Consider the following 24338-nt stretch of genomic DNA (forward strand, 5'->3'; position numbering starts at 1 on the left):
TAATTCATTCGCTTACAAAGATCGTTGCTTATTTCACGCAGAAAGGGTCGGCGATGCCTGGAAGCGACAGGTCACGGCTGTGACCGTCAGGCCGGACCCTGCGCGGCAGAATCCCGCCCATGGGACAGCTCTATCTCGTTCGTCATGGCCAAGCCAGCTTTGGTGCGGAGAACTACGACCAGCTCAGCGACCTTGGCCGCCGGCAGTCGCGGCGGCTGGGCGAGTACTGGCGCGAGCGCGGCATGCAGTTCGACGCCGTCATCACCGGCACGCTGGACCGCCATCGCCAGACCTGGGAGGGGATTGCCGAGGGGCTCGGCCTTTCGCGCGATGACGTGCTGCCCTGGCCCGGGCTCAACGAGTACGACGCCGAGGCCGTCATCGCGACCATCCATCCCGGGAAGCTGCAGCGCCCGGACACGCCGGAGCTGTACCGCCACCACTTCCGGCTGCTGCGCGAGGGACTGGGTGCGTGGATGCAGGGGCGCACCACGCCCGCAGGCATGCCGAGCTACATCGACTTCCTGGCCGGCGTGACCACCGCGCTCGACCATGTGCGCGACAAGCACCATCGCGCGCGCGTGCTGGTGGTCTCCAGCGGCGGGCCGATCAGCACCGCGGTGGGCCACGTGCTGGGCACCAGCCCCGAGACTACGATCGAGCTGAACCTGCGCATCCGCAACACGGCCGTCACCGAGTTCGCCTTCACGCCCAAGCGCCACATGCTGGTGACCTACAACACGCTGCCGCACCTCGACGGCCCGGCCTACGAAGACTGGGTGACCTACGCCTGATCGAGGCCGGTGCTGCCGGCGGCCAGCCAGCGCAGGTAATCGGGCGAGCCGGCCGTCATCGGCACCTGAACGATCTCCGGCGTCTCGTAGCTATGGCGCTCTCGGATGAAGGCTTCGAGCGCCGGATAGCGAGCGGCCAGCGTCTTGATCAGCAGCACCCATTCGGGCTCGCGGTGCAGTGTCTCCTCCCAGATGTAGAAGCTGCGCACGCGCTGCACCTGCACGCAGGCGGCGAGCCGGGCCTCGACGATGGCGGCGGCCAGCGCCTCGGCCTCGTCCTCGGTGCTGGCGGCGGTCATCACGATGCAGGCTGGGTTGTCCATGAGCGTCTCCGAAGGTTCAGGCCTGCCACACGCCGTAGCCGGCTTCGCGCAGCGCAATGCCCAGCTCGACTTCCATCTCGCGCGCTGCCTCGTAGGGCATCGGGTTGTAGACCGCGTAGAGCGCCGGCAGCAGCCTGAGGCCATAGTCACGCACGAAGGCGTTGGCCTGGATGCCGGCCTTGTGCTTGTCGAAGCGTACGTCGGGATCCAGCCCCGTCATGCCCACGTAGACGAAGGGCTGGCCGAGACGGTAGTCGGGATTGGCGCGCCGGAAGCGGGCGATGTTCCAGACCCGGTCGTCGAGCTCGACGACGTAGACATGGTGATGCCCCCTGGATCGACGGCCCATTGCCGCCCCGCTGCCCGGTTTACTTACTTGCGCTTGAGAAGGGCCCAGATGAAGAGCAGCACGATCGCGCCGACCACCGAGGCGATGAAGCCGGCCCCCTCCCCCGCCCGGTACCAGCCCATGGCCTGGCCCAGATAGGTCGCGATCAGCGAGCCGGCGATGCCGATCAAGGTGGTGACGATGAAGCCGGCCGAGTCGTTGCCCGGTTTGATGGCGCGCGCTACCAGGCCCGCGACGAAGCCGATCAGAATGGTCCAGACGATGCTCATACGCTTCCTTGTTGTGGAGGAGAGGAGGCTCCTGCCGCCGGCGGTGGGGCCCGATTCATGATAGCGGAGCACCGTGCCGCTCTCGTGTCCTACACGCCCCCACCGGGTCGCGCGCTATACCAGCGGGCATGCTCGAGAAGCTTCCTGACGCCATCGGCCTGGCCCTGCACGGCGTGCGTGCCGGCCTCGACGAGATCGCCTTCAACACCATCGGCCTGCGCCAGGGCATGGCTTCGATCCAACTGGCCAGCCTGGCCTTCGCCGACCATGCGCCGCTGCCGCCGCGTTACACGGCCGATGGCGAAGGCCTGTCGCCGCCGCTGCAATGGACCGGGGTGCCGGCCGGCTCGGCATCGCTGGTGCTGATGGCGGAGGATGCCGACTCGCCCACGCCCCATCCGCTGGTCCATGCCATTGCGGTCGGCCTGCCCGCGGAAGACGGCAGCCTGCAGGAGGCCGCGTTCCCCAGCGCCGACAACGCCGGCACCGGCCTCCATGTCGGGCGCAATTCGTATCTGCAGGCCGCCTGGCTGCCGCCCGACCCGCCACCCGGACACGGGGTGCACCGCTACGCCTTCCAGCTCTTCGCGCTGGACAGCACGCCCGACTTCTCGGCCACGCCCGGCCGGGAGGAGGTGCTGGAGCAGCTGCGCGCCCACGCCATCGCCAGCGGCTTGCTCATAGGCACCTGCGAACGGCCAGACGGCACGATCAGGATCGAGGACACCGCGCCCGGCGGACCGGCGGTTGCCGGCTGAGGCCATTCACGTCAGGGCAGCGGCCCGGTGTGCACGGTCGCGAGCGGCAGGCGCGAGACCTCGGCCAGCAGCGCGGCGAGCTGGCGCGCCGCCGCCTCGACCACAGCCCGGCCCTTTTCCGCGCCGGCGGCAGCCGCATTGCCCGCCGCGCCCTCGGGGTTGTAGTCCTCCATGGCCCAGCCGAGCCTGGCGCTCTTGCCGTCGCCGAGCAACGGGTAGTCCGCTGCCCGCTGGCGCGAGCTCGAGTCGAAATCGCGCGCGGCCTGCATGTCCACCTGCGCCGGCGCCAGCGCCAGCATCATCGAGGTCTCGATCTCGCCCGCGTGCACGCCGAAGCGATGCTCCTGCGCGCTGAACTTCGCGCCCGCCTCGCCCAGCGGCAGGTTGAACCAGCTCACGCTGTAGACGATCAGCCCGTGCGCCGCACGCAGCTCGCGCGCCGCGATTTCCATCGCGCCGGTGTGCCCGCCATGGGCATTGAAGAAGACCAGCTTGCGCACGCCCGAGCGCGCCACGCCGGCGCCGATCTCGCGCCAGAGCCGGATCAGGGTCTCGGCCGACAAGGTCAGCGTACCCGGGAAGCTGGCGTGCTCGGGGCTCAGCCCGATCGCCTGGGTGGGCAGGAAGAGCACCGGCAGCGCGGCCGGCAGCAGCGGCAGTGCTTCGGCGACGATGCCGTCGACCAGCGTCGAATCCACACCCAGCGGCAGGTGCGGGCCATGCTGCTCTGTCGCGCCCAGCGGCAGCACGGCGACCGTCGCGGCCGGATCGAGCGCGGCGAAGTCGCGGGTGGTGAGCTGGGACCAGAAGCGGCTGCGAGGAAGGGTCATCCGGCGATCTTAGGGCCGGTGGCCGGCGGCAGGGCCGCGAACTTGGCGGCCAGGAACTCGACCAGCGCCCGCACCCGCGCCGGCACGACGCGAGCTTCGGCACGATCAACGCCGCCAACCTGCGCAAGGCCCATGCGCTGATCGAAAGCGGCAGGGCGCAGGGCAAGGTCGTGCTGGCAGGCTTCTGACGTCGGTCCCGCTACCGGGCGCGCGCCACGCGCCAGACCGTGTTGCCCACGTCGTCGGCCACCAGCAGCGCGCCGCTCTTGTCCAGTGCGACGCCGACGGGGCGTCCCTGGGCCTTCTCGTCCGCGTTGAGGAAGCCGGTCAGGAAGTCCACCGGCGGCCCGCTCGGCCGGCCCCCGGCGAAGGGCACGAACACCACCTTGTACCCCGAGAGCGGCTTGCGGTTCCACGAGCCGTGCTCGCCGATGAACACGCCGCTGGCGAATTCGGGCGGCATGCCGCGACCATCCGAGAACGCCAGCCCCAGCGGCGCCACGTGCGAGCCGAGCGCATAGTCTGGCACCACCGCCTTGGCCACCATGTCCGGGCGAGGAGGCTCGACGCGGGCGTCCACATGGCTGCCGTAGTAGCTCCAGGGCCAGCCGTAGAACGCGCCGTCCTTCACCGAAGTCAGGTAGTCCGGCACCAGGTCGCTGCCGATCTCGTCGCGCTCGTTGACCACGGTCCAGAGGGCTTGCGAGCTGGGCTCCCACCCCAGGCCGTTGGGATTGCGCAGGCCGCTGGCGAACAGGCGCTTGGCGCCGGTCTTGACGTCGACCTCCCAGATGGCCGCTCGGCCTTCCTCGGCCTCCAGGCCGTTCTCGCCGACGTTGCTGTTGGAGCCCACCGTGACGTAGAGCTTGCTCCCGTCTCGATTGGCGATCACGTTCTTGGTCCAGTGGTGGTTGATGCCGGCCGGCAGATCAGTCACCTTCGTCGGCGTCGCGGTGATCGCCGTCTGGCCCTCGGCATAGGGCACCTTGACCAGCGCATCGGCATTGGCGATGAAGAGCTCGTTGCCGACCAATGCGACGCCGAAGGGAGAGTGGAGGTTCTGCATGAACACCTGGCGCACCTCGGCGGTGCCGTCGCCGTTCGCGTCGCGCAGCAGGGTGATGCGATCGGGGCTCGGCACGGCGGCGCCAGCGCGCTTCTGCACCAGGCCCATGACGCGCGACTTGATCCAGCCGACCGCACCGCCGCCGCCCGTCTTCGCGCCCTCGGGCTTGGGCGGCTTGTTGCTCTCGACCGCCAGCACGTCGCCGTTGGGCAGCGTGTAGACCCAGCGCGGATGGTCAAGGCCCCGGGCCAGTGCCGTCACGACGAAGCCGTCGGGCGCCTTCGGCCCGGTCGTGTCGGTCCAGCCGACGGCGGGGGCGATGTGGACGGTCGGTATCAGCGTCTTGTTGGGCGCGGGCAGTTGCGGCGTGGGGCCGATGCCGGCCTGGGGCGGCAGCTTGGCGGTCTCGCCGCAGGCCGCCAGCAGAAGGGCCGCTGCGAGCATGGCAACGGCTGCGGGAAAGTGACTCGAACGCTTCATGGGCAGAAATCCTTCATCCGCGGCCGCAAGGCCTGCGGCGCTTTGCTGCATGATCCCGCCCGCAACCGCCGGGAACTGTCGGCTGTGGGCGCTTTCGGGCGTGGGCGCACCCCGGCGCGGTGCCGCCGCTACCATCGGGCAATGACCGACGACCTGTTCCGATCCGATGCCTACCTGCGCGAGTGCGATTCCCGCACCTTGCGCGTCGACGAGGCCGGCATCGTGCTCGACCGCACGGTGTTCTACCCGCTGGGCGGCGGACAGGCCGGCGACAGCGGCCACCTGGTGCTGAGCGACGGGCGCGCCCTGGCGATCGCCGACACCCGAAAGGCCAAGGATGCCGAGGGCCGGCCGACGAACGAGATCGTCCACGTTCCGGCGCCGGACCAGGCCGAGGTGCTGGCCGCGTTCAGCGCCGGCGCGGCGGTGACCGCCCGCATCGACTGGGAGCGCCGCCACAAGCTGATGCGCTTCCATACCGCGACCCACCTGCTGTGCCACCTCGTGCCCCATCCGGTCGACGGCTGCTCCATCACGCCCGAGTACGCGCGCCTGGATTTCCACCTGACCGATCCACTGGACAAGGAGGCGCTCAGCATCGGCCTGGCGCGGCTGGTGGCCGCCGGGCACCCCCTGGCCATCGGTGCGATCACCGATGCGGAGCTCGACGCCAATCCCGCCCTGGTCAAGAGCATGAGCGTGCAGCCGCCTCGCGGCACCGGCACCGTGCGCACGATCCGGATCGGCGAAGCCGAGCCGATCGATTTCCAGCCCTGCGGGGGAACCCATGTGGCCAACACCCGCGAGATCGGCGCCGTGGTCGTCACCAAGATCGAGAAGAAGAGCGCCAATACGCGCCGGGTGGTGCTGGGGTGGGCCGTCTGACGCGGCGAAGACGGAACTTCACTCCGCACGCACGCTCCGACTGACCGGCATGGCCCTCTCCTCTCTCTTCTCCTTTCTCCGCCGCGCGGCCTTCCTGGCCGCCGCCACCGCCGCCGCCAGCCTGCCGGCAGCGGCCCAGCTGAATTCCCGCATCGGGCCCGTCGTCACCACCCCCCATGTGCGTGCGGAGCTGGTCGCCCACGCGCCGCAGGGCGTCTCCGCCGGCGCGCCGGTCTGGGTCGGGCTGCAGATCGCGCACCAGCCCGAGTGGCACACCTACTGGAAGAACGCCGGCGATTCCGGCCTCCCGACCGAGCTGGCCTGGTCGCTCCCGGCCGGCGTGTCGGCGGGCGAAATCGCCTGGCCGGTGCCGAAGAAGATCCCCATCGGCACCCTGGCCAACTATGGCTACGAGGGCACCGTGCTGCTGCCGGTGCCGCTCACCGTGGCGCCCGACTTCAAGCCGCCGGCCGGCCTCGCCGGCGCCGACGTGGTGGACATCAAGCTCAAGGCCACCTGGCTGGTGTGCCGCAAGGAATGCATTCCCGAGGACGGCGAGTTCCTGCTCAGGCTGCCCGTCCAGGGCTCAACGGCGGTGAATCAGAACGCCTTCGACGCGGCGCTGGCCGCCCGCCCGGCGCCCCTTGCCAAGCCCGGATCGATCGCCGTCGAGGGCCAGAAGCTGCAGGTCCGGCTCCAAGGCCTGCCTGCCGCCGCGCGCGGCAAGACCCTGGAGTTGTTCCCCGAGACCGGCGAGGTGATCCACACCGCGGCCGTCCTCGGCAAGGACTGGACGCAGGCCTGGGACGGCGACACCTGGACCGCCAGCGTCCCCCTCGCCGAGCAGCGCAGTGCCAGCCCCGACACGATGCCGGTGGTGGTCGCACTGGCCGAGGCCGACCGCCAGGCCGGCCAGCCGGTCGCCTGGCGCGCCGAGGCGCCGGTCAGCGGCACCTGGCCGGCCGCCGCCCCGCGCGCCGAGGTGTCGCCGGGCCTGAAGGCTGCGCTGGCAGCCAATGCGGCGCCTCCGTTGCCGCGACCCACCGGCAGCTTCATCGCAGCGCTGCTGGGCGCCTTCCTCGGCGGCCTGCTGCTCAACCTGATGCCCTGCGTCTTCCCGGTGCTGGCCATCAAGGTGCTGGGCTTCACGCGCCGCGCCGACGACCATGCGGGTCACCGGACTGCCGCCGTGGCCTATACCGCCGGGGTGATGCTGTCCTTCCTCGCGCTCGGCGCCGCGATGCTCGCGCTGCGGGCGGCGGGCGCGGAACTGGGTTGGGGCTTCCAGCTGCAGTCGCCGGCAGTGGTGGCGGCGCTGGCGGGCCTCTTCACGCTGATCGGACTCAACCTGGCCGGGCTCTTCGAGTTCCGGATGCTCGCGCCGTCCTCGGTGTGCAGCGCACAGGTCCGGCATCCGGTGGCCAACGATTTCCTGTCCGGGGTGCTGGCGGTGGTGATCGCCTCGCCCTGCACCGCACCCTTCATGGGCGCCTCGATGGGCTTCACCATCGGGCTGCCGGCCACGCAGGCCCTGCTGATCTTCGCGGCACTCGGCTTCGGGTTGGCCCTGCCCTACCTGGCCGCCGGCTTCGTGCCGGGCGTGGCGCGCCTGCTGCCGAAGCCGGGCCCGTGGATGAACATCCTGCGCCGGCTGCTGGCTTTTCCGATCTTCGCCACGGTCGCCTGGCTGGTCTGGGTGCTGGGCCAGCAAAGCGGCATCGACGGCGCGGGTGCGCTCCTGGGCCTGCTGGTGTGCCTGGCGGCGGTCGTCTGGGCGCTTACCCTGCGAGGGCGCACCCGTCTCGTGGTGGCCAGCCTGCTGATCGCCGTCACCGCGGTGCTGGCCGGCACGATCGGCGGAAACGTCGTGCGCAATGCGGCGCCTGCGGTGGCCGCCTCTGCCGGCGAGCGCTGGCAGCCCTGGTCACCCGCCCGCGTGAGCGAGCTCGCGGCCGAAGGCCGCCCGGTGTTCGTCGACTTCACCGCCGCCTGGTGCGTCACCTGCCAGTACAACAAGCGCAGCACGCTGGCCGATGCCGCGCTGCTGGCCGAGTTCGATGCCAGGAAGGTGGCCATGCTGCGGGCCGACTGGACCCGCCGCGACCCCGAGATCACCGCCGCGCTGGCGGCGCTGGGCCGAAGCGGCGTCCCGGCCTATGTGCTCATGGCGCCGGGCCGCACGCCGGTCGTGCTCACCGAGATCCTTAGCAAAGAAGAGGTCCGCGGCGCGCTCGCACGACTTTGACCCTGCCCCTCTACGGGTTGTCACAGGTAGGTGAGGAAAGCGTCCTAAGCTGTCGTGATCGTTGATATTTTGCAAAACTGGAGTTCAAGCTGACCATGTCCTCATCGTCAACCGCCGACTCGCGTTCCGCCCGCGCGGCGCGCCAGGCGCGCGCCGCCTTGAGCCGTGCTTCCCGCCGCGCCGTGATGGCCGCCGCCGTGGCCCTCGGCGCCACCTTCCTGATGGGCTCGAATGCGGTGGCCGCGCCGGCCGTGGGCCAGAAGGCGCCCGATTTCGTCGCCGTCGACACCGCCGGCAAGCAGCACCGCCTGTCCGATTTCGCCGGCAAGTTCGTGGTGCTCGAATGGACCAACCCGGGCTGCCCCTTCGTGCGCAAGCACTACGGCAGCGGCAACATGCCCGCCACCCAGAAGGCAGCAACCGAGAAAGGCGTGGTCTGGCTGGCCGTCAACTCGACCGAGCGCGCCGCCAGCGACTACCTCAAACCCGCCGCCCTCGAGGCCTGGATGAAGGAGCAGTCCGGCGCCCCCACCGCCGTGCTGATGGACGAGGATGGGGTGATCGGGCGCGCCTACGCCGCGCGCACCACGCCGCACCTCTACATCATCGATCCCAAAGGCGTGCTGGTGTATGCCGGCGGCATCGACAGCATCGCCTCGTCCCGCGTCGAGGACATCAAGACCGCCACCAATTACGTGAACCAGGCCCTCGGCGAGGCCTTCGGCGGCAAGCCGATCAGCGCGGCGGCGACCAAGCCCTACGGCTGCTCGATCAAGTACAAGGCCTGAGAAGGTGTGAACGCGGCGAAGGCCCCTGCGACAATCGCGGGATGCCTTTCGCCCCCCTGAAGAACGACACTTTCCTGCGCGCCTGCTGGCGGCAGGCCACCGATCACACGCCCGTCTGGCTCATGCGCCAGGCCGGGCGCTACCTGCCGGAATACGTGGCGACGAGGGCGCGCGCCGGCAGCTTCATGGGGCTGGCCACGAATGTGGACTACGCCACCGAAGTCACCCTGCAGCCGCTCGCGCGCTATCCGCTCGATGCCGCCATCCTGTTCTCGGACATCCTCACGGTGCCGGACGCAATGGGCCTGGGCCTGTCCTTCGAGGCCGGCGAGGGCCCGCGCTTTGCGCGGCCGGTGCGCGACGAAGCCGCCATTGGCGCGCTCGAGGTGCCGGACATGGAGAAGCTGCGCTATGTCTTCGACGCCGTCGCCTCGATCCGCCGCGCCCTCGATGGCAGCGTCCCGCTGATCGGCTTCTCCGGCAGCCCCTGGACCCTGGCCTGCTACATGGTCGAGGGCGCCGGCTCGAGCGACTACCGCCTCGTCAAGACCCTGCTCTACAGCCGCCCGGACCTCCTGCACCGCCTGCTCTGCGTCAATGCCGATGCGGTGGCGGCGTACCTCAACGCGCAGATCGACGCCGGCGCCCAGGCCGTCATGGTCTTCGACAGCTGGGGCGGCGTGCTGGCGGACGGCGCGTTCCAGGACTTCAGCCTGGCCTACACGGCCCGCGTGCTGTCGCAACTGCGGCGCCAGGGCGCGGACGGCCAGCCCGTGCCGCGCATCGTCTTCACCAAGGGTGGCGGGCTCTGGCTGGAGGAGATGCGCGCGCTGGACTGCGAGGTGCTGGGGCTGGACTGGACCGTCAGCCTGGCACGCGCGCGCGCGCTGGTCGGCGAGGGCTCCGGCGCCAAGGCGCTGCAGGGCAACATCGATCCGAACGTGCTGTTCGCCCCCCCTGCGCGCATCGAGGCCGAGGTCGCGAAGGTGCTGCAGGCCTTCGGACAGCCGCACACCGACCACGCCTGCCACGGCCCGACCCACATCTTCAACCTGGGCCACGGGATCAGCCAGTTCACCCCGCCCGACCATGTGGCGGCGCTGGTGGCTGCGGTCCACGCGCAGTCCCGCGCCCTGCGTGGCGCCTGAGGCCGTTATGCCTTGTAAGTACCTGAGATCGCGCATCGAGCGTTTGTCAAGTCCGGAAATGGTGAGGACGGACTGACTTATGCACAAATCACTTGTTGCGGTGCGCAAAAACATCCGAGCCCTCGCACGCCCCGCTCCTAAAGCGATAGCGTCGCTAAGTCGTTGATTCATATGGAATTTGGATTTTGCTTTTTTTGCGGGCATTCCAGCGGAAGCCTTGATTTCCAAGGGCCGGCGGCGCGTCGGGCTCCGATATCAACAAAGTTATCCACAAGAACTCTGGATCAGTTCCAAAGCGCTGGCGAATCAACGACTTAGGCTGCTTTGCTCCAAGTTCCTTTAACCTCCGCTCCGATGGGAAGAGCGCCTTGACCTGGCGTCTCGAGATCGCGGTCCAGACTCCCGCGCACGCCGCATTAGGGGATCTACTTAGCTACGTGAGCCCCGCACCCGTGGCGCCCGGCTCGCTCGTCCGGGTGCCGCTGGGCCGCCGCGAGGTACTCGGGGTGGTGTGGTCGGCGCAACCCGCCGCGATGCACGACGATGCGGCGGCCGCGGTGGAACTCAAGCCGATCGGTGCCGTGCTGGACGCGCTGCCGCCGCTGGGCGCGGCGTGGCGCGACCTGGTGGCCTTTGCCGCCCGCTACTACCAGCGCTCGCTGGGCGAGATCGCGCTGGCGGCGCTGCCACCCCAGCTGCGCGACCTGAGCGCAGTGCAGCTGGCTCGCCGCCTCAAGCGACAGGCGGCGCCCGCGGCACCCGCGGCATCCCCCTGCGGCCCAACGCTGACGCCCGAGCAGGCGCTGGCACTGGCGCGCTTCGACGCCGAAAGCGGCCCTTTCCTGCTCTTCGGCAGCACCGGCAGCGGCAAGACCGAGGTCTACCTGCAGGCCGTCGCGGCGCTGTTAGAACGCAAGCCGCAGGCCCAGGCGCTGGTGATGGTGCCGGAGATCAACCTCACCCCGCAGCTGGAGGCGCGCTTCAAGGACCGCTTCGGCAGCGGCGCCGTGGTGTCGCTGCACAGCGGCATGACCCATCCCCAGCGCCTGGCCAGCTGGCTGGCGGCGCACGCCGGGGTGGCGCGCATCGTGCTCGGCACCCGGATGGCGGTGTTCGCCTCGATCCCGGCGCTGGAGCTGATCGTGGTCGACGAGGAGCACGACCCCAGCTACAAGCAGCAGGAAGGCGCCCGCTACTCGGCACGGGACCTGGCCGTCTGGCGCGGCCGGCGCGAAGGCGCGAAGGTGATGCTGGGCTCGGCCACGCCGTCGCTGGAGAGCTGGCACCAGAGCCGCCCCGCGGAGGGCGAGGATGCCGGCGGGCGCTATGTGCGCCTGGCGATGCCCTCGCGCATCGGCACCGCGGCGCTGCCAGCGGTGCGGCTGGTCGACATGGGCCTGCAACCGCCCCGTACCGTGCTCTCCGCCGCGCTGCTGGACGCCATCGGCCAGCGGGTGGCGCGCGGCGAGCAGAGCATGGTGTTCCTGAACCGGCGCGGCTATGCGCCCGTCCTGGCCTGCGGCGACTGCGACTGGAAGAGCGAATGCCCGCACTGCAGCGCCTACCGCGTGTTCCACAAGATCGACCGCACGCTGCGCTGCCACCACTGCGGCTTTACCGAACGGGTGCCGCGCGCCTGCCCCGCCTGCGGCAACCCGGACATCGCGCCGGTGGGCCGCGGCACCGAGCGGCTCGAGGAGCACCTGGGCGAGCTGTTCGCCGACGTGAAGCGGCCCGACGGCAGCCCGGTGCGCATCGCCCGCATCGATGCCGACAGCACGCGCCGGCAGGGCGCGCTCGAGTCGCAACTGGCGGCGGTGCACGCGGGCGAGGTCGACGTGCTTGTCGGCACGCAGATGATCGCCAAGGGTCACGACTTCCGGCGCATCACGCTGGTGGCGGCGGCGAATCCCGACGGCGCGCTCTTTTCCAGCGACTTCCGCGCGCCCGAGCGCCTGTTCGGCCTGCTCATGCAGTCGGCCGGGCGCGCCGGGCGCGATGCGGCCTACCTGTCGGCGCAGGGCTCCACCGCCGAGATGTGGATCCAGACCCATCACCCGCGGCACGCCCTGTTCGCCGCCTTGCGCCGGCACGACTACCCCGCCTTTGCCCAGCGCGAGTTGGAAGAGCGCGCGGCGGCCGGCATGCCGCCCCTGGCCTTCCAGGCCCTCCTGCGTGCCGATGCCCGCACGCAGGAGGCGGCCCAGGGTTTTCTCCATGCCGCTAACGCGGCCGCCGAGGGGCTGGAGGGTGCGCAGCAGGTGACCCGCTATTCCCCCGTACCGCATGCGATCCAGCGCGTGGCCAACGTGGAAAGGGCACAGCTGCTGGTCGAGAGTGCTTCGCGTGCGGCCTTGCAGCGCCTGCTGGCGGCCTGGCAGCCGGTACTGCATGAGCTGCGCAAGCAACCCGTGGGGAAGGGCGTGATCCGCTGGCTGGTCGACGTCGACCCGCAAAGCATCTGAGCTCGCTGCCTGCTTCGCCTGCGCGAGCCCGAAGCGCAGGGGCGGGCTCGGTCACGCCTTCTTCAGTGCATGCCGATCGGCTGCTTGCCCATCTCGATGTATTGCAGCGCCGTGCGGCGCTTGCGGTGCCCGTGGCCGGGCCAGGCGAAAAGCAGGATGCTGGCGGCGCCCGTCGCCAGCGCCGGGACGGCACTCAAGGCACCGGCGTGCCACAGCCACCCCACCGTGGCAAGGCACGCCACACACAGCATCCAGCGCATCCAAGTCGTCATGGCAGTTTCCCCCAGGGTTTTGACGCCACTTTAGCAGGGCATTTGAAAACAGAAGAATTAGTCAAACGGAATAGTTAACACTATCGGCCAATAGTCAACCGGGGGCTGTAGGCAATATTCTGAAACAAGGGTTGACGCGGGTCGAAACCGGTGTCGAAGCTCTTGGCATGGCCCTGGCGGGCCGCAACGGAAAGGTCCTCGCGTGAAAAGCTGGTCGACGGTCCTGCGAGGCGTGGCCTTGGCGGGGATGACTTGGGGCGCACAGGCGGCGGAAATAGAGCTGGAGGGCAGCCGCCTGCTGGTCAGCGGCATGCTCGACGGCAGCGCGCTCCAGCGCTTCACCGAGGAGCTCGGTAGCGGCAAAGTGCGCACCGTGGTGTTCGAGAACTCGTTGGGCGGCACGGCCGAGGCGGCCGGCGAATACGCCCGCGCGATCCGCGCCAGCGGCGTCGACACAGAGGTGAAGGGCCAGTGCCACGCGGCCTGCGCCTATGCCTTCCTGGCCGGCAAGGGGCACCGCTTCGGACGCGGCTTCCAGGTCCACGGCCTGCTGATCCCGGTGACCGCGCGGCCACGCCCGGAGGAACTCGCCAGCCGCTGGCGCGGCGAGCAAGCGCAGAAGACATTGGCCGAATTCACCGCGACAGCGGCCGGGCCCGAAGCCGGCGGCGCGTCCAGGGAACGCTGGCAACCGGGCCAGGGCGTGCTGTTCACCTCCACGCCCACCCTCTTCGGCCGCGTGTACAACAGCTATTACTGCGACGGCACGCAGGGGCAGGACACGTCGCGCTGCGAGCTGCTGTCCGACGCCCACCCCCGCAAGCTCGGCGTGCTCACGCCCTGAGAAGCCGGGAAGCCGGGCCTCAGCGCAGCCAGCCCACCGCCAGCGGAAAGCTGAAGAAGGCCGCCACGGTGGTCCACAGGATGATGCGCGCGATCCGCCCGCTGTCGGCGCCGAAGCGCTCGGCCAGCATCGCCACGTTGCTCGCGCTCGGCAGCGCGGCCACCAGCACCATCACCACCAGCGCGCTGCGCTCCAGCGGCAGGCCCAGCGCCATCGCGGCGCGTCCCGCACCGTAGACCAGCAAGGGATGCGCCAGCAGCTTGATCGCCGCCACCGACAGCAGGTCGGCAGTCCGCGCCGGCGAAAGCGCCCGCACTCCGCTGCCCATGGCCTCGCCCACGCGTGCGCTGGCACGATGCTCGCGAACCAGCACTGCCGAGCGAGCCAGCACGGCGCCGATGGTGAACAGCGCCACCGGCGAGGCGGCATCGCCCAGCATCGCGATCGTGCGCTCCAGCGGCCCGGGCAAGGCGAGACTGGTGGCCGAGGCCAGCCCGCCGAGCAGGATCGCCCACGGCATCGGGTTCTGCACGATGCCGCGCAAGGCCTGCCGGGCCGCCCGGGCCGGGCCGTGCGCATCGGCCCCGTCCAGGCGCGACAGCGCGATGCACAGCGAGGAGGTCAGCACCAGGTCCAGGGCGATGGTGATGATCATCGGCGAGGCCGCCTGCGCCCCGAGAATCGCGATCAGCAGGGGCAGGCCCATGAAACCGGTGTTGGGGAAGGCGGCCACCAGCGCGCCGAAGGCCGCGTCGTTCCAGACCAGGCCCTGCCGGCGCGCCAGCCCCACCGTGACGCCGACCACGAGCAGCGCGCAGCCGCCCCAGACCAGCCCCACGCCGGCATCGAGCAGCTGCGCGATCGGCGCGCCCGCGCCGAAGCGGAACAGCATGCACGGCAGCGCGAAATAGAGCACGAAGGCATTGAGGCCGGGAATGGCCCCCAGCGGCAGCGCCCCGCCGCGTGCCGCTGCATAGCCGGCCGCGATCAGCGCGAAGAAAGGGAGCGTGACGGAAAGAATGTGCAGCACGCGGGCAATTGTCGTCGTGCGACATCGCGACACAGCTTTCACACAGCCTTGCATCGGGCCTGCCCCGTATCATTGCCCGCTTTGCGCCCTTCCGCCGCCTTCATGTCCTCCGGTCTCAATCTCGCGCAGCAAGAAGCCGTCAACTACCTCCATGGTCCCTGCCTGGTGCTCGCAGGCGCAGGCTCGGGCAAGACGCGCGTCATCACGCACAAGATCGCGCGGCTCATCCAATCCGGGCTGGCCCCCCAGCGCATTGCCGCCATCACCTTCACCAACAAGGCCGCGACCGAGATGCGCGAGCGCGCCAAGGGCCTGATCGGGCGCGATGCCAACAAGGTGGTGGTCTGCACCTTCCACGCGCTGGGCGTGCGCATGATGCGCGAGGACGGCGGCGTGCTCGGCCTGAAGCCGGCCTTCAGCATCCTCGACAGCGACGACGTCACCAAGATCCTGAAGGATGCCGGCGGCACCACCGACGCTGCCACGGCGCGCATCTGGCAGTGGACCATCAGCAAGTGGAAGAACATGGGCCTCAACGCCGCGCAGGCGGAAGCCCAGGCGGCCGACGACAACGAACGCATCACGGCGCGCATCATGGCGCGCTACGAGGAGCGCCTGGTTGCCTACCAGAGCGTGGACTTCGACGACCTGATCGGCATGCCGCTCAAGCTTCTGCAGCAGCACGAGGACGTACGTGCCAAGTGGCAGGCCGCGCTCGGCCACGTGCTGGTCGACGAGTACCAGGACACCAATGCCACGCAGTACGAGGTGTTGAAGGCGCTGGTCGGCCAGCGCGGCCGCTTCACCGCGGTGGGCGACGACGACCAGTCGATCTACGGCTGGCGCGGCGCCACGCTGGACAACCTGCGCAAGCTGCCGGTCGACTTCCCCACGCTCAAGGTCATCAAGCTCGAGCAGAACTACCGCAGCACCAGCGCCATCCTGCGCGCGGCCAACAACGTGATCGGCCCGAACCCCAAGCTCTTCCCCAAGACCCTGTTCAGCGAGCTGGGAGAGGGCGAGCCGGTGCGCGTGGTCGACGCCGACAACGAGGCGCACGAGGCCGAGCGCGCCGTGGCGCGCATCCAGAGCCTGCGCGGCGGTGCTGCGACCACGCAGGGCCAGCAGTTCAAGGAGTTCCGCGATTTCGCGATTCTCTACCGCGCCAACCACCAGGCGCGCGTGTTCGAACAGGCCCTGCGCCGCGCGCAGATTCCTTACAAGGTTTCCGGCGGGCAGAGCTTCTTCGACCGCGCCGAAATCAAGGACCTGTGCGGCTGGTTCCGCCTCTGGGTCAACAACGACGACGACCCGGCCTTCCTGCGCGCCGTGACCACCCCCAAGCGCGGCATCGGCCACACCACGCTCGCCAGCCTCGGCACCTTCGCGAGCCAGTACAAGCTGAGCCTGTTCGAAGCATTGTTCTCGCCCTCGCTCCCCAGCGTGATGGCCAAGCGCGCCCAGGAGGGACTGCACGAGTTCGGCCGCTACATCAACGACCTCGAATACCGTGCACGCCGCACCATGGGCGCCGAGGATGCGCGCACCTTCCTGGCCGACTGGCTCAAGGAAATCGAATACGAAAAGCACCTCTATGACGGCGAGGACAGCGAGCAGGCTGCCGCCAGCCGCTGGACCAACGTGCTCGAGTTCTGCGACTGGATGTCGCAGCGCTGCGGCGGGCAGATCGCGGACGCGAGCGGCGCCGGACCGCTCCAAGCCGCGAGAGCCCGCTCGGGGGGCAGCGAGGACACGTCAGTGCCGAGCGTGGGGGCAAGTCCTTCCGGTGCCACGGTCGAGAACGAGCGCAAGAGCCTGCTGGAGGTGGCGCAGACCATCTCGCTGCTCTCCACGATCAGCGAGCGCGAGAAGGATCAGAACGTGGTCACGCTCTCTACCCTGCATGCGTCCAAGGGCCTGGAGTGGCCGCACGTCATGCTGATCGGCGTGAACGAGGGCTTGCTGCCCTTCAAGCTCGAGGACGATGGTGGCCGGCAGCAGAAAGTCAGCGACGAAACGCTGACGCGCCTGCAGGAGGAGCGTCGCCTGATGTACGTGGGCATCACGCGCGCCCAGCGCAGCCTGGCCGTGAGCTGGACCAAGCGCCGCAAGCAGGGCCGAGAGATGGTGCCGGCGCAGCCCAGCCGCTTCATCGCCGAGATGGCGCTCGACAAGAAGACCATCAAGGAAGATCCGCGCGAGAAGCTCAAGGCGCTGCGCGCCGAGTTCGCGCGCAAGGCCCAGGACAACGCGGCGGCAGCAGCAGCGGCCGCGGCAGGCTCATGAAGCGCCGGCTGCTGCTGCTGGCCCTGGGCCTGGCTGCCGGCGGCGCCCTGGCCCAGCAGGCCTGCCCTGCGGACGGCCGCGAGCTGCCCGCGCGCGCGCTCTACGGCCACTGGGAGGCGCGCATCGAAGGCGTCCCGGGCATCGCGCGCGTGCAGCTGGCGAGGCATCCCGACTACGAAGGCGTACGCGGCACCATCACGCGCGAGAGCGGCGGGAAGCCGCCGACGGTGGCGCAGCTCGCGGGCGACATCGACGACGAGGGCCTGCTCAGCATCGACGAGTCGATGGACGGCCGCGCCATCAGCGGCAACTGGCTGGGCGAGCTCCAGCCGGGCTCCTGCGGCAAGGAATTCAGGGGAACGTGGCGCAACGCGTCCGACGACAGCACGCATCCCTTCGTGCTGAACAAGACTGGCAGTTGGCAATGAAACACACACGCATCACCACCACCTTCGCGGCGCTCCTCGCCGGCCTCGGCATGGCGCTCGCGCAGGCCCAGCCCGCGCAGCAACCGGCCAGCCCGCTGGCCGACGCGCAGCTGACCTGGCAGCAGTGCCAGCGGCTCGCGAGCGACAAGGAGGCACGCCTGGCCTGCTTCGACCGCTGGGCCCAGCAGCAGACGCTGCCGGCGGCCGTGGTACCCGCGGCGCCGCCGGTGCTCGCCGGCACGCAGCCGCCCGCGCCGGTGGACGCCGCCGTGCCCGCCACGCGCGTCGTCTCCGTCGCGACCGCGGAGGGCTGCCGCGACGGCCAGTACTCCGCGCTCTCGCGCTTCTGGGAACTCGAGGACGGCAGCGACTGCGGCACCTTCAGCTTCCGCGGCTACAGGCCGCTCAACGTGTCGTTCGCGACCTCGAACCACAAGCCCGACACGCCGGCCTCGCCGGCGGCCGGCCACACCGGCACCTACATCCCGTACCAGGCCAACGAGATGCGTATCGGCCTGTCCGTGCGCACCAAGCTCGCCCAGGGCATGCTGACGCAGAACGACCCGGTCAAGAAGGACTCGCTGTGGTTCGGCTACAGCCAGCAGTCGACCTGGCAGGTCTTCAACGGCGACATCTCGCGGCCCTTCCGCACCACCGACCACGAGCCCGAGCTGATCTACGTCTACCCGACGGACTACCGGTTGCCGGGTGGCTGGCGCTGGCGCTATGCGGGCGTCGGCCTGGTGCACCAGTCGAACGGCCAGAGCCTGCCCTACTCGCGCAGCTGGAACCGCCTCTACCTGATGGGGGGCATGGAGCTGGACGACCGCTTCACCATCACCGGCCGCATCTGGCAGCGCCTGCACGAGAGCGGCGCCGACGACGACAACCCCGACATCTCCAACTACATCGGCCGCGCCGAAATCACGGGCCGCTGGAATCTCAACCAGGACAACACGCTCGCCATGACGGTGCGCAACAACCTGCGCGAGAGCGGCCGCGGATCGGTGCGGCTCGAATGGCTCAAGTCTCTCGGCGATTCGGCGAGGAGCAACCTGCGCTTCCACACGCAGCTGTTCCACGGCTACGGCGACACCCTGGTCGACTACAACCGAAAGCGCACGGTACTGAGCATCGGGCTGAGCCTGGTCGACTTCTGAATCCGGCGGCGGTTCGCAGGCACCGCAGGATTCGGCTATCGCGCCGGCATCATCTCCACCGCCTTGATCAGCCGCGTTTCCTGCGCCACGATCAGGTGCTCCGAGGCCTGCAGGTAGGCCGGGAAGGCCGAATGCGCATCGCGCGCCTTGCACCGCCGTTCATAGTCCGCCAGGTCGTCGTAGCCCCACAGGTGCACGAACTGGTTGAGCGGGCCGACATGGCTCACGTAGAAGCCGAGCGGCGTGCCCAGCGTCTCCCTCAGGATCGGCATCGCGAGGCGGTTGAACACGTCCAGGAACTCCGGCATCTTGCGCAGCCTGATCGTGTAGATGCGGTGGTCGACCAGCGCTTTAGGCGGGTATTGCATCTGCTTCCTTCGAAGTGTTCGCACTGCGGGACGACAGCGACGGCTCCAGCCCGGCCAGGTGGCGCCCTGTGATGTAGCCGAAGGTCATGATCGGCCCCAGCGTGATGCCGGCGCCGGGGTAATTGCCGCCCATCACGCTGGCGCGGTCGTTGCCCACCGCGTACAGGCCCGCGATCGGCTGGTCCTGCGCATCGAGCACGCGGCCCACCACGTCGGTGGTGATGCCGTCGAAGGTGCCCAGGTCGCCCATCACGATGCGCAGCGCGTAGTAAGGGCCGTCGCCGACCGGTGCGACGCAGGGGTTGGGCTTGTTGTCCGGGTCGGCCAGGTAGCGGTTGAAGGATGTGGTGCCGCGGCCGAACTGGCGGTCGACGCCTTGCACGGCGCCCTCGTTGTACTCGCGCACGCTCTGCTCCAGCCCGTCCGGGTCGATGCCCGCGTTCTGCGCCAGCTCGCGCAGCGTCGCGCCCTTGGCCAGGTAGCCGTTGCGCACCAAGGGTCCGAGCGGCATGGGCGCCGGCTTGGCATAGCCCAGGCCGTACTTGCCGATCGTGGCCTGGTCGCAGACCAGCCACATGCCGGTGTCCGGCCCCTGCCCCGCCGCGACCATTGCCGCGCCCACGTCGTGGTAGGAGTTCGACTCGTTGGTAAAGCGCCTGCCGTTCTTCAGCACGCCGATGATGCCGGGCTTGTAGCGGTCCAGCAGGTGCGGGAAGGCTCCGTACTCGCCCTTGCCGAGCGGCACCTTGGAGGTCGGCATCCAGGCCGCCGGCGAGCTGAAGCGGATCTCGACGCGGCCTCCGGCCTTTTCCGCCAGGCGCGCCCCGTCACCGGTGTTGCCCCGAGGCACGGGAGAGAAATGCTCGCCGCCGGCTTGCACGTGCGGGTAGGCGCGGGCGATGCGCTGCGTGTCGTGCGAGAACCCGCCGCCGGCCAGCACCACGCCCTTGCGCGCGACGATGCGCTGCAGCCCCTCGGGCCCCTTCACCATCGCACCGGTCACGCGGCCGTCGTGGACGATCAACTCCTGCGCCGGCGTGCTCGTCCGGATCGGGATCTTCAGGTCGAGCGCCGACTTCGCCAGGCGCGCCGCCAGCGCGTTGCCGCTCGTCACGTTGATGCCGCGGCGGTACAGCGCCAGCTCCTTCAGGTGGTTGAGCACGCGCTTCACCACGTACCTGAACGAGGTGAACGATTTGGTGAAGCGGAAGAAGTGCTTCAGGTCCGCGTTGGCGGAGTTGAACATCATCCCGATGAAGGTGATGGTGGCCAGCGGCGGGCGCAGGCGCGCCATCTCCGGACCCAGCTCGCGAATGTCGTAGGGCGCGGCGAGGATCGAGCGGCCGATGTCTGCGCCGCCCTCGGCGTCGGGGTGGTAGTCGGGGTACAGCGTCGGGATGAAGCGGACTTCGGTCTCGCGCTCGAAGAACGCCACCATTTCCGGGCCCTTGTCGATGAAGGCCTCCACCGCCGGGCCGTCGTACCAGCGGCCGGTCTCGGCCTTCATGTAGCGGATCACCTCCTCGCGCGTGTCCGCGTAGCCGGCCTTCTTCGCATGGGGCGACAGCGGGATCCACAGCACCCCGCCGGAGAACGCGGTGGTGCCGCCGAACACCGGCTCCTTCTCGACGACGATGACGTCCAGGCCGTTCTTCCTGGCCGTGATGGCTGTCGACAGTCCACCGGCGCCGGAGCCGATCACCAGCACATCGCATTCGGTCGTGGGCAGGTCGCTCATCTTCATGTGTGTGCCTCCTGGGCCGCGACATCGCGGCGAAGCTGGTCGAAGTAGTGGCTCATCTCGCATTCCGCCGCGTCGGGGTCGCGCTCGCGCATATGCGCGAGGATCTTCCTGCGCACCGGCACCAGTTCGGGACGGGCGCGCAGCGTCGTGTCGGTCTGCAGCACATGGCGCACCAGGGTGGTCAGCGTCTCGGCCACGACGACCAGCACGTCGTTGTGCGCTGCCTTCGTGACCAGGCGGAAGAATTCGATGCTGGCCTCGGCGCGCTGGGCCGCACCGGCATAGTTCTCGATCTCGACGATGTTGCGCTCGATGGCGTCGAAGTCGTCCGGCGAGCCGTTCTGGCAGGCCAGGCGCAGCAGCATGCAGTTGATCAGGCGCCGTGCCTGGTCGAGGTGGGCCGAATCCATCCGCCCGCTGGCGGCGAGCTCGCGCAGCGACTGCGTCAGCATCATGTAGGCGCCCTTGTAGAACACCAGCGAGGCTTCCTCGCGCCCGTGGTCGAAGCGTGCCACGTGCCCCAGGAAGAGCACGTGGTCGCCCGCCAGGTGCTCGGCGAACTTGTCGCATTCGAAGGTGGCGACGCTGCCCGCGATCACCGGCAGCCCGCGGTGGCCCGGCGCCCAGGCCACGCCGTCGAACTTGTCGGCGACGGCGCCGCTGGCGAAGCGCGCCGACAGCTCCTTCTGGTCCTCCGCCAGCACGTTGATGGCGAAGGCACCGGCCTGGCGGAAGGCCTCCAGGCTCTTGCTCGCCAGGCGCAGCCCCCAGGACACCAGCGGCGGCTCCAGCGACACCGAGCTGAATGAATTGCACGTCAGCCCGATCGGCTTGCCGTCGGGCCCCGTCGTGGTGATGATGGCCACGCCGGTGGGAAAGCTGCCGAGCGCGTTGCGGAAGGCCCGCGAGTCGAAGGCGGCCTGCGGATCGGCGGGCGCGGGGGTCAGGGTCGTCACTGGCAGCTCCGAACGTTGAATGGTTTGACCATTATAGATATACTGGACTGCCATTTCAACCCAAGGGGACCCACCCAATGACTCGTCGAGTTGCCATCATCGGCACCAGCGCGATCCCGGTCGGCCGTTACCAGACCAAGGCGGAAGAGCCACTGCAGGTCCTGGAGCAGGAGATCATGACCCGGCTGGTGGTCGAGGCGGTCGCGGATGCCGGCGTCGAGAAGAAGGACATCGGCAGCCTTGTGCTGACGCTGCCCAGGCCCTACACGCTGCAGAAGTACTTCTCCACTTTCCTGGTCAGCCACTTGCGCCTCCAATGCACCGGAAGCGTGCTGGAGGTCATGGGCAACGGCATGACGGGCGCGGTCTGCTTCGATCGAGCCTGCGACGAGATCCTGCTCGGACGCACCGATGTCGCGCTCGCGCTGGGCATCAACATGGAGGCGGCCACCCCGGCCTCCGAGCATGCGATGAGCAGCATGCGCACCACCGGCGACGTGGATTTCCACGCCTCGAGCGGCTTCATCCCGATCAGCTGGTACGCCATGGACGCCATGCGCTACATGCACGAATACGGCGCCACGCGCGAACACTTCGGCGCGGTCGCGGTCAAGAACCGCTGGCACGCCTCGATGAACCCGCTGGCGCAGTACCGCAAGCCGATCACGCTGCCGGAGGTGCTGGAGCAGCGCCCGATCGTGGAGCCGCTCGGCCTTTACGACGTGCCGGGCCGCAGCGACGGGGCCGCCTGCCTGGTGCTGGCATCGGAGGAGGTGGCAAAGTCGCTGGGCCGGCCCTATGCCCTGGTGCGCGGCCGCGGCTTCTGCCACGACGGCTCGCACCAGATCAACGAGGTGCCCAACGACATGACCGAGCTGATCGCAGCCAAGGAGGCCGCGGCCACCGCCTACCGGCAGGCCGGGATCGCGCCCGCGGACATCGACCTCGCGGAGTTCTACGCGCCCTGCACCGTCGTCGAGGTGCTGGTGAGCGAGGCCGTGGGCTTCTTCGGCCGCGGCGAAGGCGCACCGGCCGCGGCCGAGGGGCGCACGAAGCTCGGCGGGCAGATCCCCATCTCGACCTCCGGCGGCCTGACCTCGCGCGGCCATCCGGCCTACGTCACCTCGCTCTACAACTACTGCGAAATGGCCGACCAGCTGCGCGGCCGCGCCGGCGAACGCCAGGTCGCGGACGCCCGGCTGGGGCTGGCCACCGGCGAGCTCGGCAACTACAACGCTGCGCTCGTGCACGTCCTGGAGGCGCAACGATGACACTCGATCTGATCCCCGTGCCGCGCCAGCGCGCCTACCCGCCGCGCGTGTCGGCCTTCACGCAGACCTTCTGGGAAGGCCTGGGCGCCGGCCGGTGGCAGACCACCTGCTGCGACGCCTGCGGCAAGTTCACCTTCCCGCCCAAGCCCGTATGCCCCCACTGCTGGTCGGACCGCATGCAGTGGAAGGACCTGGGCCGGCGCGGCACGCTCTATACGTGGACCCGCATCCATGCCGCGCCCAAGGTGTTCGTCGACGAGGCGCCCTACGCCGTGTGCGTGGTCGACCTGGAGATCGGCCTGCGCATCGCCACCCGGCTCGTCGAGCGACCAGGCAAGCCCTTCCAGTGCGGCATGCCGGTCGAGCTCGTCGTGCTGAAGTACGAAGACGGGCCGCTGCTCGCTTCGCGTCCTGTCTAGAGAAAAGGAGCAACCCATGTTCTACGAATTCCGCACCTACACCTGCGCCCCCGGCAAGCTGGCCGCCGCGCTCAAGCGCTTCGAGACGGTCACCGTCGGGCTTTTCGACAAGCACCGCATCCAGCGCATCACGCCGGTGTTCACCGTCGCCGTCGGCGAAGACAACACGCAGCTCAAGTACGTGCTGCAGTGGCAGTCGCACGAGGAACGGGACCGCGCATGGACGGCGTTCCGGGCCGATCCCGAATGGCAGAAGGCCCTGGCCGAGACCGACAAGGACGGGCCGCTGGTCCAGAAGATCTCGAACGAACTGCTTGCCGCGGCGCCTTTCTCGCTGAAGTGAGACGGTAGAATCCGCGCCGTGATCCACGCCGACTTCCGCCCGAAAGAAGCCTCAGAGTCCTCCCTGGGATTCGAGCCCATCGCGCCCTCGCGCGCGTTCGAGGAAATCGCGGCGCAGATCCGCGAGCTGGTGGCCACCGGCCGCCTCAAGCCCGGTGACCGGCTCCCTGCCGAGCGCGACCTCTCCGCCAAGTTCAAGGTCAGCCGCAATACGCTGCGCGAGGCGCTGCGAGCGCTCGAGCTGAGCGGCATGATCGAGCTGCGCAAGGGTGCATCCGGTGGTGCCTTCGTGCTGCCCGGCAGCTCCGGCGTGATCGTCAACGGCCTGCGCGACCTGTACCACCTCGGCGCCATCAAGCCCGAGCACCTGACCGAGGCGCGCGTCTGGCTCAGCGACATCGTGGTGCGCGTGGCCTGCGAGCGCCTGACCGAGGAAGACCTGCAAGCGCTCGAAGAGAACGTGGCGCTGGCCGCCAAGGCCACCAAGGCCGGCAACTTCCAGGAGCGCGCGGACCTGCACCGCGAATTCCACAATCTGCTCGCCGTGGCCACCCGCAACCCGATCATCCAGATCACCATGGAAGGCGTGATGGAGGTGATGCGCGAGTTCGTCAAGGCGATCGGGCCGAGCGACAACGCCTACACCCTGCCCTCGCGCCGCCGGCTGCTCAAGCACCTGCGTGCGCGCGATGCGGACGCCGCGGTCGCGGAGATGAACAAGTTCCTGGAGCGCCTGCAGGCGAACTACATGGAACTGTGGAACTCCCGCAAGCAGTGAGCCGCGCGGCCGCGGGAGCCGCAGCCGCTGCGTGAACGCC

Annotated in this window: 26 protein-coding genes; 15 read left to right on the plus strand and 11 right to left on the minus strand. The window is 69.5% G+C overall.

The window, feature by feature from the left end; translation table 11 throughout:
* Positions 1–119: 119 nt before the first annotated feature.
* Positions 120–794: a histidine phosphatase family protein gene (locus E5P3_RS26975; RefSeq protein ID WP_162588760.1), complete on the plus strand. Its 675-nt coding sequence runs from the start codon at positions 120–122 to the stop codon at positions 792–794.
* Here the strand turns inward: E5P3_RS26975 and cutA are convergent.
* Genes cutA through E5P3_RS26990 form a run of 3 tightly spaced genes read right to left on the minus strand, consistent with a single transcriptional unit; the run spans position 785 to position 1735 of the window.
* Positions 785–1117 (minus strand): divalent-cation tolerance protein CutA, encoded by a 333-nt coding sequence (gene cutA / locus E5P3_RS26980; protein ID WP_162588761.1) that lies wholly within the window; start codon positions 1115–1117, stop codon positions 785–787. The two genes, E5P3_RS26975 and cutA, sit on opposite strands and share 10 nt — an antisense overlap.
* 16 nt (positions 1118–1133) lie before the next feature.
* Positions 1134–1466 (minus strand): hypothetical protein, encoded by a 333-nt coding sequence (locus E5P3_RS26985; protein WP_162588762.1) that lies wholly within the window; start codon positions 1464–1466, stop codon positions 1134–1136.
* A gap of 23 nt (positions 1467–1489) precedes the next feature.
* Positions 1490–1735, minus strand: a complete 246-nt coding sequence (locus E5P3_RS26990; RefSeq protein WP_162588763.1) for a GlsB/YeaQ/YmgE family stress response membrane protein — start codon at positions 1733–1735, stop codon at positions 1490–1492.
* 128 nt (positions 1736–1863) lie between these two features.
* On the opposite strand from E5P3_RS26990, the gene E5P3_RS26995 reads away from it, so the two are divergent.
* Entirely contained in the window at positions 1864–2493 is a 630-nt protein-coding gene (locus E5P3_RS26995) for a YbhB/YbcL family Raf kinase inhibitor-like protein (protein ID WP_162588764.1), read from the plus strand.
* An 11-nt stretch (positions 2494–2504) separates the two neighbouring features.
* On the opposite strand, the gene E5P3_RS27000 is transcribed toward E5P3_RS26995, so the two are convergent.
* From E5P3_RS27000 to E5P3_RS27010, 3 genes are all read right to left on the minus strand, one after another.
* Positions 2505–3323: a creatininase family protein gene (locus E5P3_RS27000; RefSeq protein ID WP_162588765.1), complete on the minus strand. Its 819-nt coding sequence runs from the start codon at positions 3321–3323 to the stop codon at positions 2505–2507.
* Complete coding sequence (locus tag E5P3_RS27005; RefSeq protein ID WP_162588766.1) at positions 3320–3457, minus strand: hypothetical protein; 138 nt, start codon at positions 3455–3457, stop codon at positions 3320–3322. The genes E5P3_RS27000 and E5P3_RS27005 overlap by 4 nt, the downstream gene beginning before the upstream one ends.
* A gap of 65 nt (positions 3458–3522) precedes the next feature.
* Positions 3523–4869: a PQQ-dependent sugar dehydrogenase gene (locus E5P3_RS27010; RefSeq protein ID WP_162588767.1), complete on the minus strand. Its 1347-nt coding sequence runs from the start codon at positions 4867–4869 to the stop codon at positions 3523–3525.
* A gap of 141 nt (positions 4870–5010) precedes the next feature.
* Between E5P3_RS27010 and E5P3_RS27015 the strand changes: the two genes are divergently transcribed.
* The 5 genes from E5P3_RS27015 (at position 5011) to priA (ending at position 12400) form a co-directional block, all read left to right on the plus strand.
* On the plus strand, positions 5011–5754 hold the full coding sequence (locus E5P3_RS27015) for an alanyl-tRNA editing protein (protein ID WP_162588768.1): 744 nt from the start codon (positions 5011–5013) through the stop codon (positions 5752–5754).
* A 49-nt stretch (positions 5755–5803) separates the two neighbouring features.
* Positions 5804–7999 carry a protein-disulfide reductase DsbD family protein gene (locus E5P3_RS27020; RefSeq protein WP_174263106.1) on the plus strand — a complete coding sequence of 732 codons (2196 nt, stop codon included), beginning with the start codon at positions 5804–5806 and terminating at the stop codon, positions 7997–7999.
* A 95-nt stretch (positions 8000–8094) separates the two neighbouring features.
* Positions 8095–8787 (plus strand): thioredoxin family protein, encoded by a 693-nt coding sequence (locus tag E5P3_RS27025; protein WP_162588769.1) that lies wholly within the window; start codon positions 8095–8097, stop codon positions 8785–8787.
* A gap of 41 nt (positions 8788–8828) precedes the next feature.
* Positions 8829–9935 carry a uroporphyrinogen decarboxylase gene (gene hemE, locus E5P3_RS27030; RefSeq protein ID WP_162588770.1) on the plus strand — a complete coding sequence of 369 codons (1107 nt, stop codon included), beginning with the start codon at positions 8829–8831 and terminating at the stop codon, positions 9933–9935.
* A 368-nt stretch (positions 9936–10303) separates the two neighbouring features.
* Complete coding sequence (gene priA / locus E5P3_RS27035; protein WP_162588771.1) at positions 10304–12400, plus strand: replication restart helicase PriA; 2097 nt, start codon at positions 10304–10306, stop codon at positions 12398–12400.
* 62 nt (positions 12401–12462) lie between these two features.
* On the opposite strand, the gene E5P3_RS27040 is transcribed toward priA, so the two are convergent.
* Positions 12463–12672, minus strand: coding sequence for a hypothetical protein (locus E5P3_RS27040; protein WP_162588772.1), 210 nt, complete (start codon positions 12670–12672; stop codon positions 12463–12465).
* 202 nt (positions 12673–12874) lie between these two features.
* Between E5P3_RS27040 and E5P3_RS27045 the strand changes: the two genes are divergently transcribed.
* Entirely contained in the window at positions 12875–13516 is a 642-nt protein-coding gene (locus tag E5P3_RS27045) for a hypothetical protein (protein WP_232073331.1), read from the plus strand.
* 19 nt (positions 13517–13535) lie between these two features.
* Here E5P3_RS27045 and E5P3_RS27050 read toward each other — a convergent pair whose 3' ends face one another.
* Complete coding sequence (locus E5P3_RS27050) at positions 13536–14546, minus strand: AEC family transporter (protein ID WP_162588773.1); 1011 nt, start codon at positions 14544–14546, stop codon at positions 13536–13538.
* A 102-nt stretch (positions 14547–14648) separates the two neighbouring features.
* Between E5P3_RS27050 and E5P3_RS27055 the strand changes: the two genes are divergently transcribed.
* Genes E5P3_RS27055 through E5P3_RS27065 form a run of 3 tightly spaced genes read left to right on the plus strand, consistent with a single transcriptional unit; the run spans position 14649 to position 18420 of the window.
* Complete coding sequence (locus E5P3_RS27055) at positions 14649–16832, plus strand: ATP-dependent helicase (protein ID WP_162588774.1); 2184 nt, start codon at positions 14649–14651, stop codon at positions 16830–16832.
* Positions 16829–17260, plus strand: coding sequence for a hypothetical protein (locus E5P3_RS27060; protein ID WP_232073332.1), 432 nt, complete (start codon positions 16829–16831; stop codon positions 17258–17260). The genes E5P3_RS27055 and E5P3_RS27060 overlap by 4 nt, the downstream gene beginning before the upstream one ends.
* Positions 17257–18420 carry a phospholipase A gene (locus tag E5P3_RS27065; RefSeq protein ID WP_162588775.1) on the plus strand — a complete coding sequence of 388 codons (1164 nt, stop codon included), beginning with the start codon at positions 17257–17259 and terminating at the stop codon, positions 18418–18420. Before E5P3_RS27060 ends, E5P3_RS27065 begins: the two co-directional genes overlap by 4 nt.
* Positions 18421–18455: 35 nt before the next feature.
* On the opposite strand, the gene E5P3_RS27070 is transcribed toward E5P3_RS27065, so the two are convergent.
* Genes E5P3_RS27070 through E5P3_RS27080 form a run of 3 tightly spaced genes read right to left on the minus strand, consistent with a single transcriptional unit; the run spans position 18456 to position 21488 of the window.
* The gene (locus tag E5P3_RS27070; RefSeq protein ID WP_162588776.1) at positions 18456–18788 is read right to left on the minus strand and encodes an NIPSNAP family protein; all 333 of its coding nucleotides are present in this window, start codon (positions 18786–18788) and stop codon (positions 18456–18458) included.
* Positions 18772–20532, minus strand: a complete 1761-nt coding sequence (locus tag E5P3_RS27075; protein WP_162588777.1) for an FAD-dependent oxidoreductase — start codon at positions 20530–20532, stop codon at positions 18772–18774. Before E5P3_RS27075 ends, E5P3_RS27070 begins: the two co-directional genes overlap by 17 nt.
* Entirely contained in the window at positions 20529–21488 is a 960-nt protein-coding gene (locus E5P3_RS27080; protein ID WP_197893989.1) for a flavin reductase, read from the minus strand. Before E5P3_RS27080 ends, E5P3_RS27075 begins: the two co-directional genes overlap by 4 nt.
* 77 nt (positions 21489–21565) lie before the next feature.
* Here E5P3_RS27080 and E5P3_RS27085 point away from each other — a divergent pair, with 77 nt between their 5' ends.
* From E5P3_RS27085 to E5P3_RS27100, 4 genes are read left to right on the plus strand one after another with little or no spacing between them, the layout of a single operon-like run.
* Complete coding sequence (locus E5P3_RS27085; RefSeq protein WP_162588779.1) at positions 21566–22759, plus strand: thiolase family protein; 1194 nt, start codon at positions 21566–21568, stop codon at positions 22757–22759.
* Positions 22756–23178 carry a Zn-ribbon domain-containing OB-fold protein gene (locus E5P3_RS27090; RefSeq protein ID WP_162588780.1) on the plus strand — a complete coding sequence of 141 codons (423 nt, stop codon included), beginning with the start codon at positions 22756–22758 and terminating at the stop codon, positions 23176–23178. Before E5P3_RS27085 ends, E5P3_RS27090 begins: the two co-directional genes overlap by 4 nt.
* Before the next feature lie 16 nt (positions 23179–23194).
* A complete protein-coding gene (locus E5P3_RS27095) occupies positions 23195–23521 on the plus strand; it encodes an NIPSNAP family protein (protein WP_162588781.1) in 327 nt (108 codons plus the stop codon).
* An 18-nt stretch (positions 23522–23539) separates the two neighbouring features.
* The gene (locus E5P3_RS27100) at positions 23540–24298 is read left to right on the plus strand and encodes a FadR/GntR family transcriptional regulator (protein ID WP_232073333.1); all 759 of its coding nucleotides are present in this window, start codon (positions 23540–23542) and stop codon (positions 24296–24298) included.
* The last annotated feature ends 40 nt before the right edge of the window (positions 24299–24338 follow it).

Origin of the sequence: Variovorax sp. RA8, from assembly GCF_901827175.1 — a bacterium.
Classification (GTDB): Bacteria; Pseudomonadota; Gammaproteobacteria; order Burkholderiales; family Burkholderiaceae_C; genus Variovorax.

Coding starts and splice junctions, on each gene's coding strand:
- E5P3_RS26975 (WP_162588760.1), top strand. CDS start 120: ATGGGACAGCTCTATCTCGTTCGTCATGGCCAAGCCAGCTTTGGTGCG.
- cutA (WP_162588761.1), bottom strand. CDS start 1,117: ATGGACAACCCAGCCTGCATCGTGATGACCGCCGCCAGCACCGAGGAC.
- E5P3_RS26985 (WP_162588762.1), bottom strand. CDS start 1,466: ATGGGCCGTCGATCCAGGGGGCATCACCATGTCTACGTCGTCGAGCTC.
- E5P3_RS26990 (WP_162588763.1), bottom strand. CDS start 1,735: ATGAGCATCGTCTGGACCATTCTGATCGGCTTCGTCGCGGGCCTGGTA.
- E5P3_RS26995 (WP_162588764.1), top strand. CDS start 1,864: ATGCTCGAGAAGCTTCCTGACGCCATCGGCCTGGCCCTGCACGGCGTG.
- E5P3_RS27000 (WP_162588765.1), bottom strand. CDS start 3,323: ATGACCCTTCCTCGCAGCCGCTTCTGGTCCCAGCTCACCACCCGCGAC.
- E5P3_RS27005 (WP_162588766.1), bottom strand. CDS start 3,457: ATGGGCCTTGCGCAGGTTGGCGGCGTTGATCGTGCCGAAGCTCGCGTC.
- E5P3_RS27010 (WP_162588767.1), bottom strand. CDS start 4,869: ATGAAGCGTTCGAGTCACTTTCCCGCAGCCGTTGCCATGCTCGCAGCG.
- E5P3_RS27015 (WP_162588768.1), top strand. CDS start 5,011: ATGACCGACGACCTGTTCCGATCCGATGCCTACCTGCGCGAGTGCGAT.
- E5P3_RS27020 (WP_174263106.1), top strand. CDS start 5,804: ATGGCCCTCTCCTCTCTCTTCTCCTTTCTCCGCCGCGCGGCCTTCCTG.
- E5P3_RS27025 (WP_162588769.1), top strand. CDS start 8,095: ATGTCCTCATCGTCAACCGCCGACTCGCGTTCCGCCCGCGCGGCGCGC.
- hemE (WP_162588770.1), top strand. CDS start 8,829: ATGCCTTTCGCCCCCCTGAAGAACGACACTTTCCTGCGCGCCTGCTGG.
- E5P3_RS27040 (WP_162588772.1), bottom strand. CDS start 12,672: ATGACGACTTGGATGCGCTGGATGCTGTGTGTGGCGTGCCTTGCCACG.
- E5P3_RS27055 (WP_162588774.1), top strand. CDS start 14,649: ATGTCCTCCGGTCTCAATCTCGCGCAGCAAGAAGCCGTCAACTACCTC.
- E5P3_RS27060 (WP_232073332.1), top strand. CDS start 16,829: ATGAAGCGCCGGCTGCTGCTGCTGGCCCTGGGCCTGGCTGCCGGCGGC.
- E5P3_RS27065 (WP_162588775.1), top strand. CDS start 17,257: ATGAAACACACACGCATCACCACCACCTTCGCGGCGCTCCTCGCCGGC.
- E5P3_RS27070 (WP_162588776.1), bottom strand. CDS start 18,788: ATGCAATACCCGCCTAAAGCGCTGGTCGACCACCGCATCTACACGATC.
- E5P3_RS27075 (WP_162588777.1), bottom strand. CDS start 20,532: ATGAAGATGAGCGACCTGCCCACGACCGAATGCGATGTGCTGGTGATC.
- E5P3_RS27085 (WP_162588779.1), top strand. CDS start 21,566: ATGACTCGTCGAGTTGCCATCATCGGCACCAGCGCGATCCCGGTCGGC.
- E5P3_RS27090 (WP_162588780.1), top strand. CDS start 22,756: ATGACACTCGATCTGATCCCCGTGCCGCGCCAGCGCGCCTACCCGCCG.
- E5P3_RS27095 (WP_162588781.1), top strand. CDS start 23,195: ATGTTCTACGAATTCCGCACCTACACCTGCGCCCCCGGCAAGCTGGCC.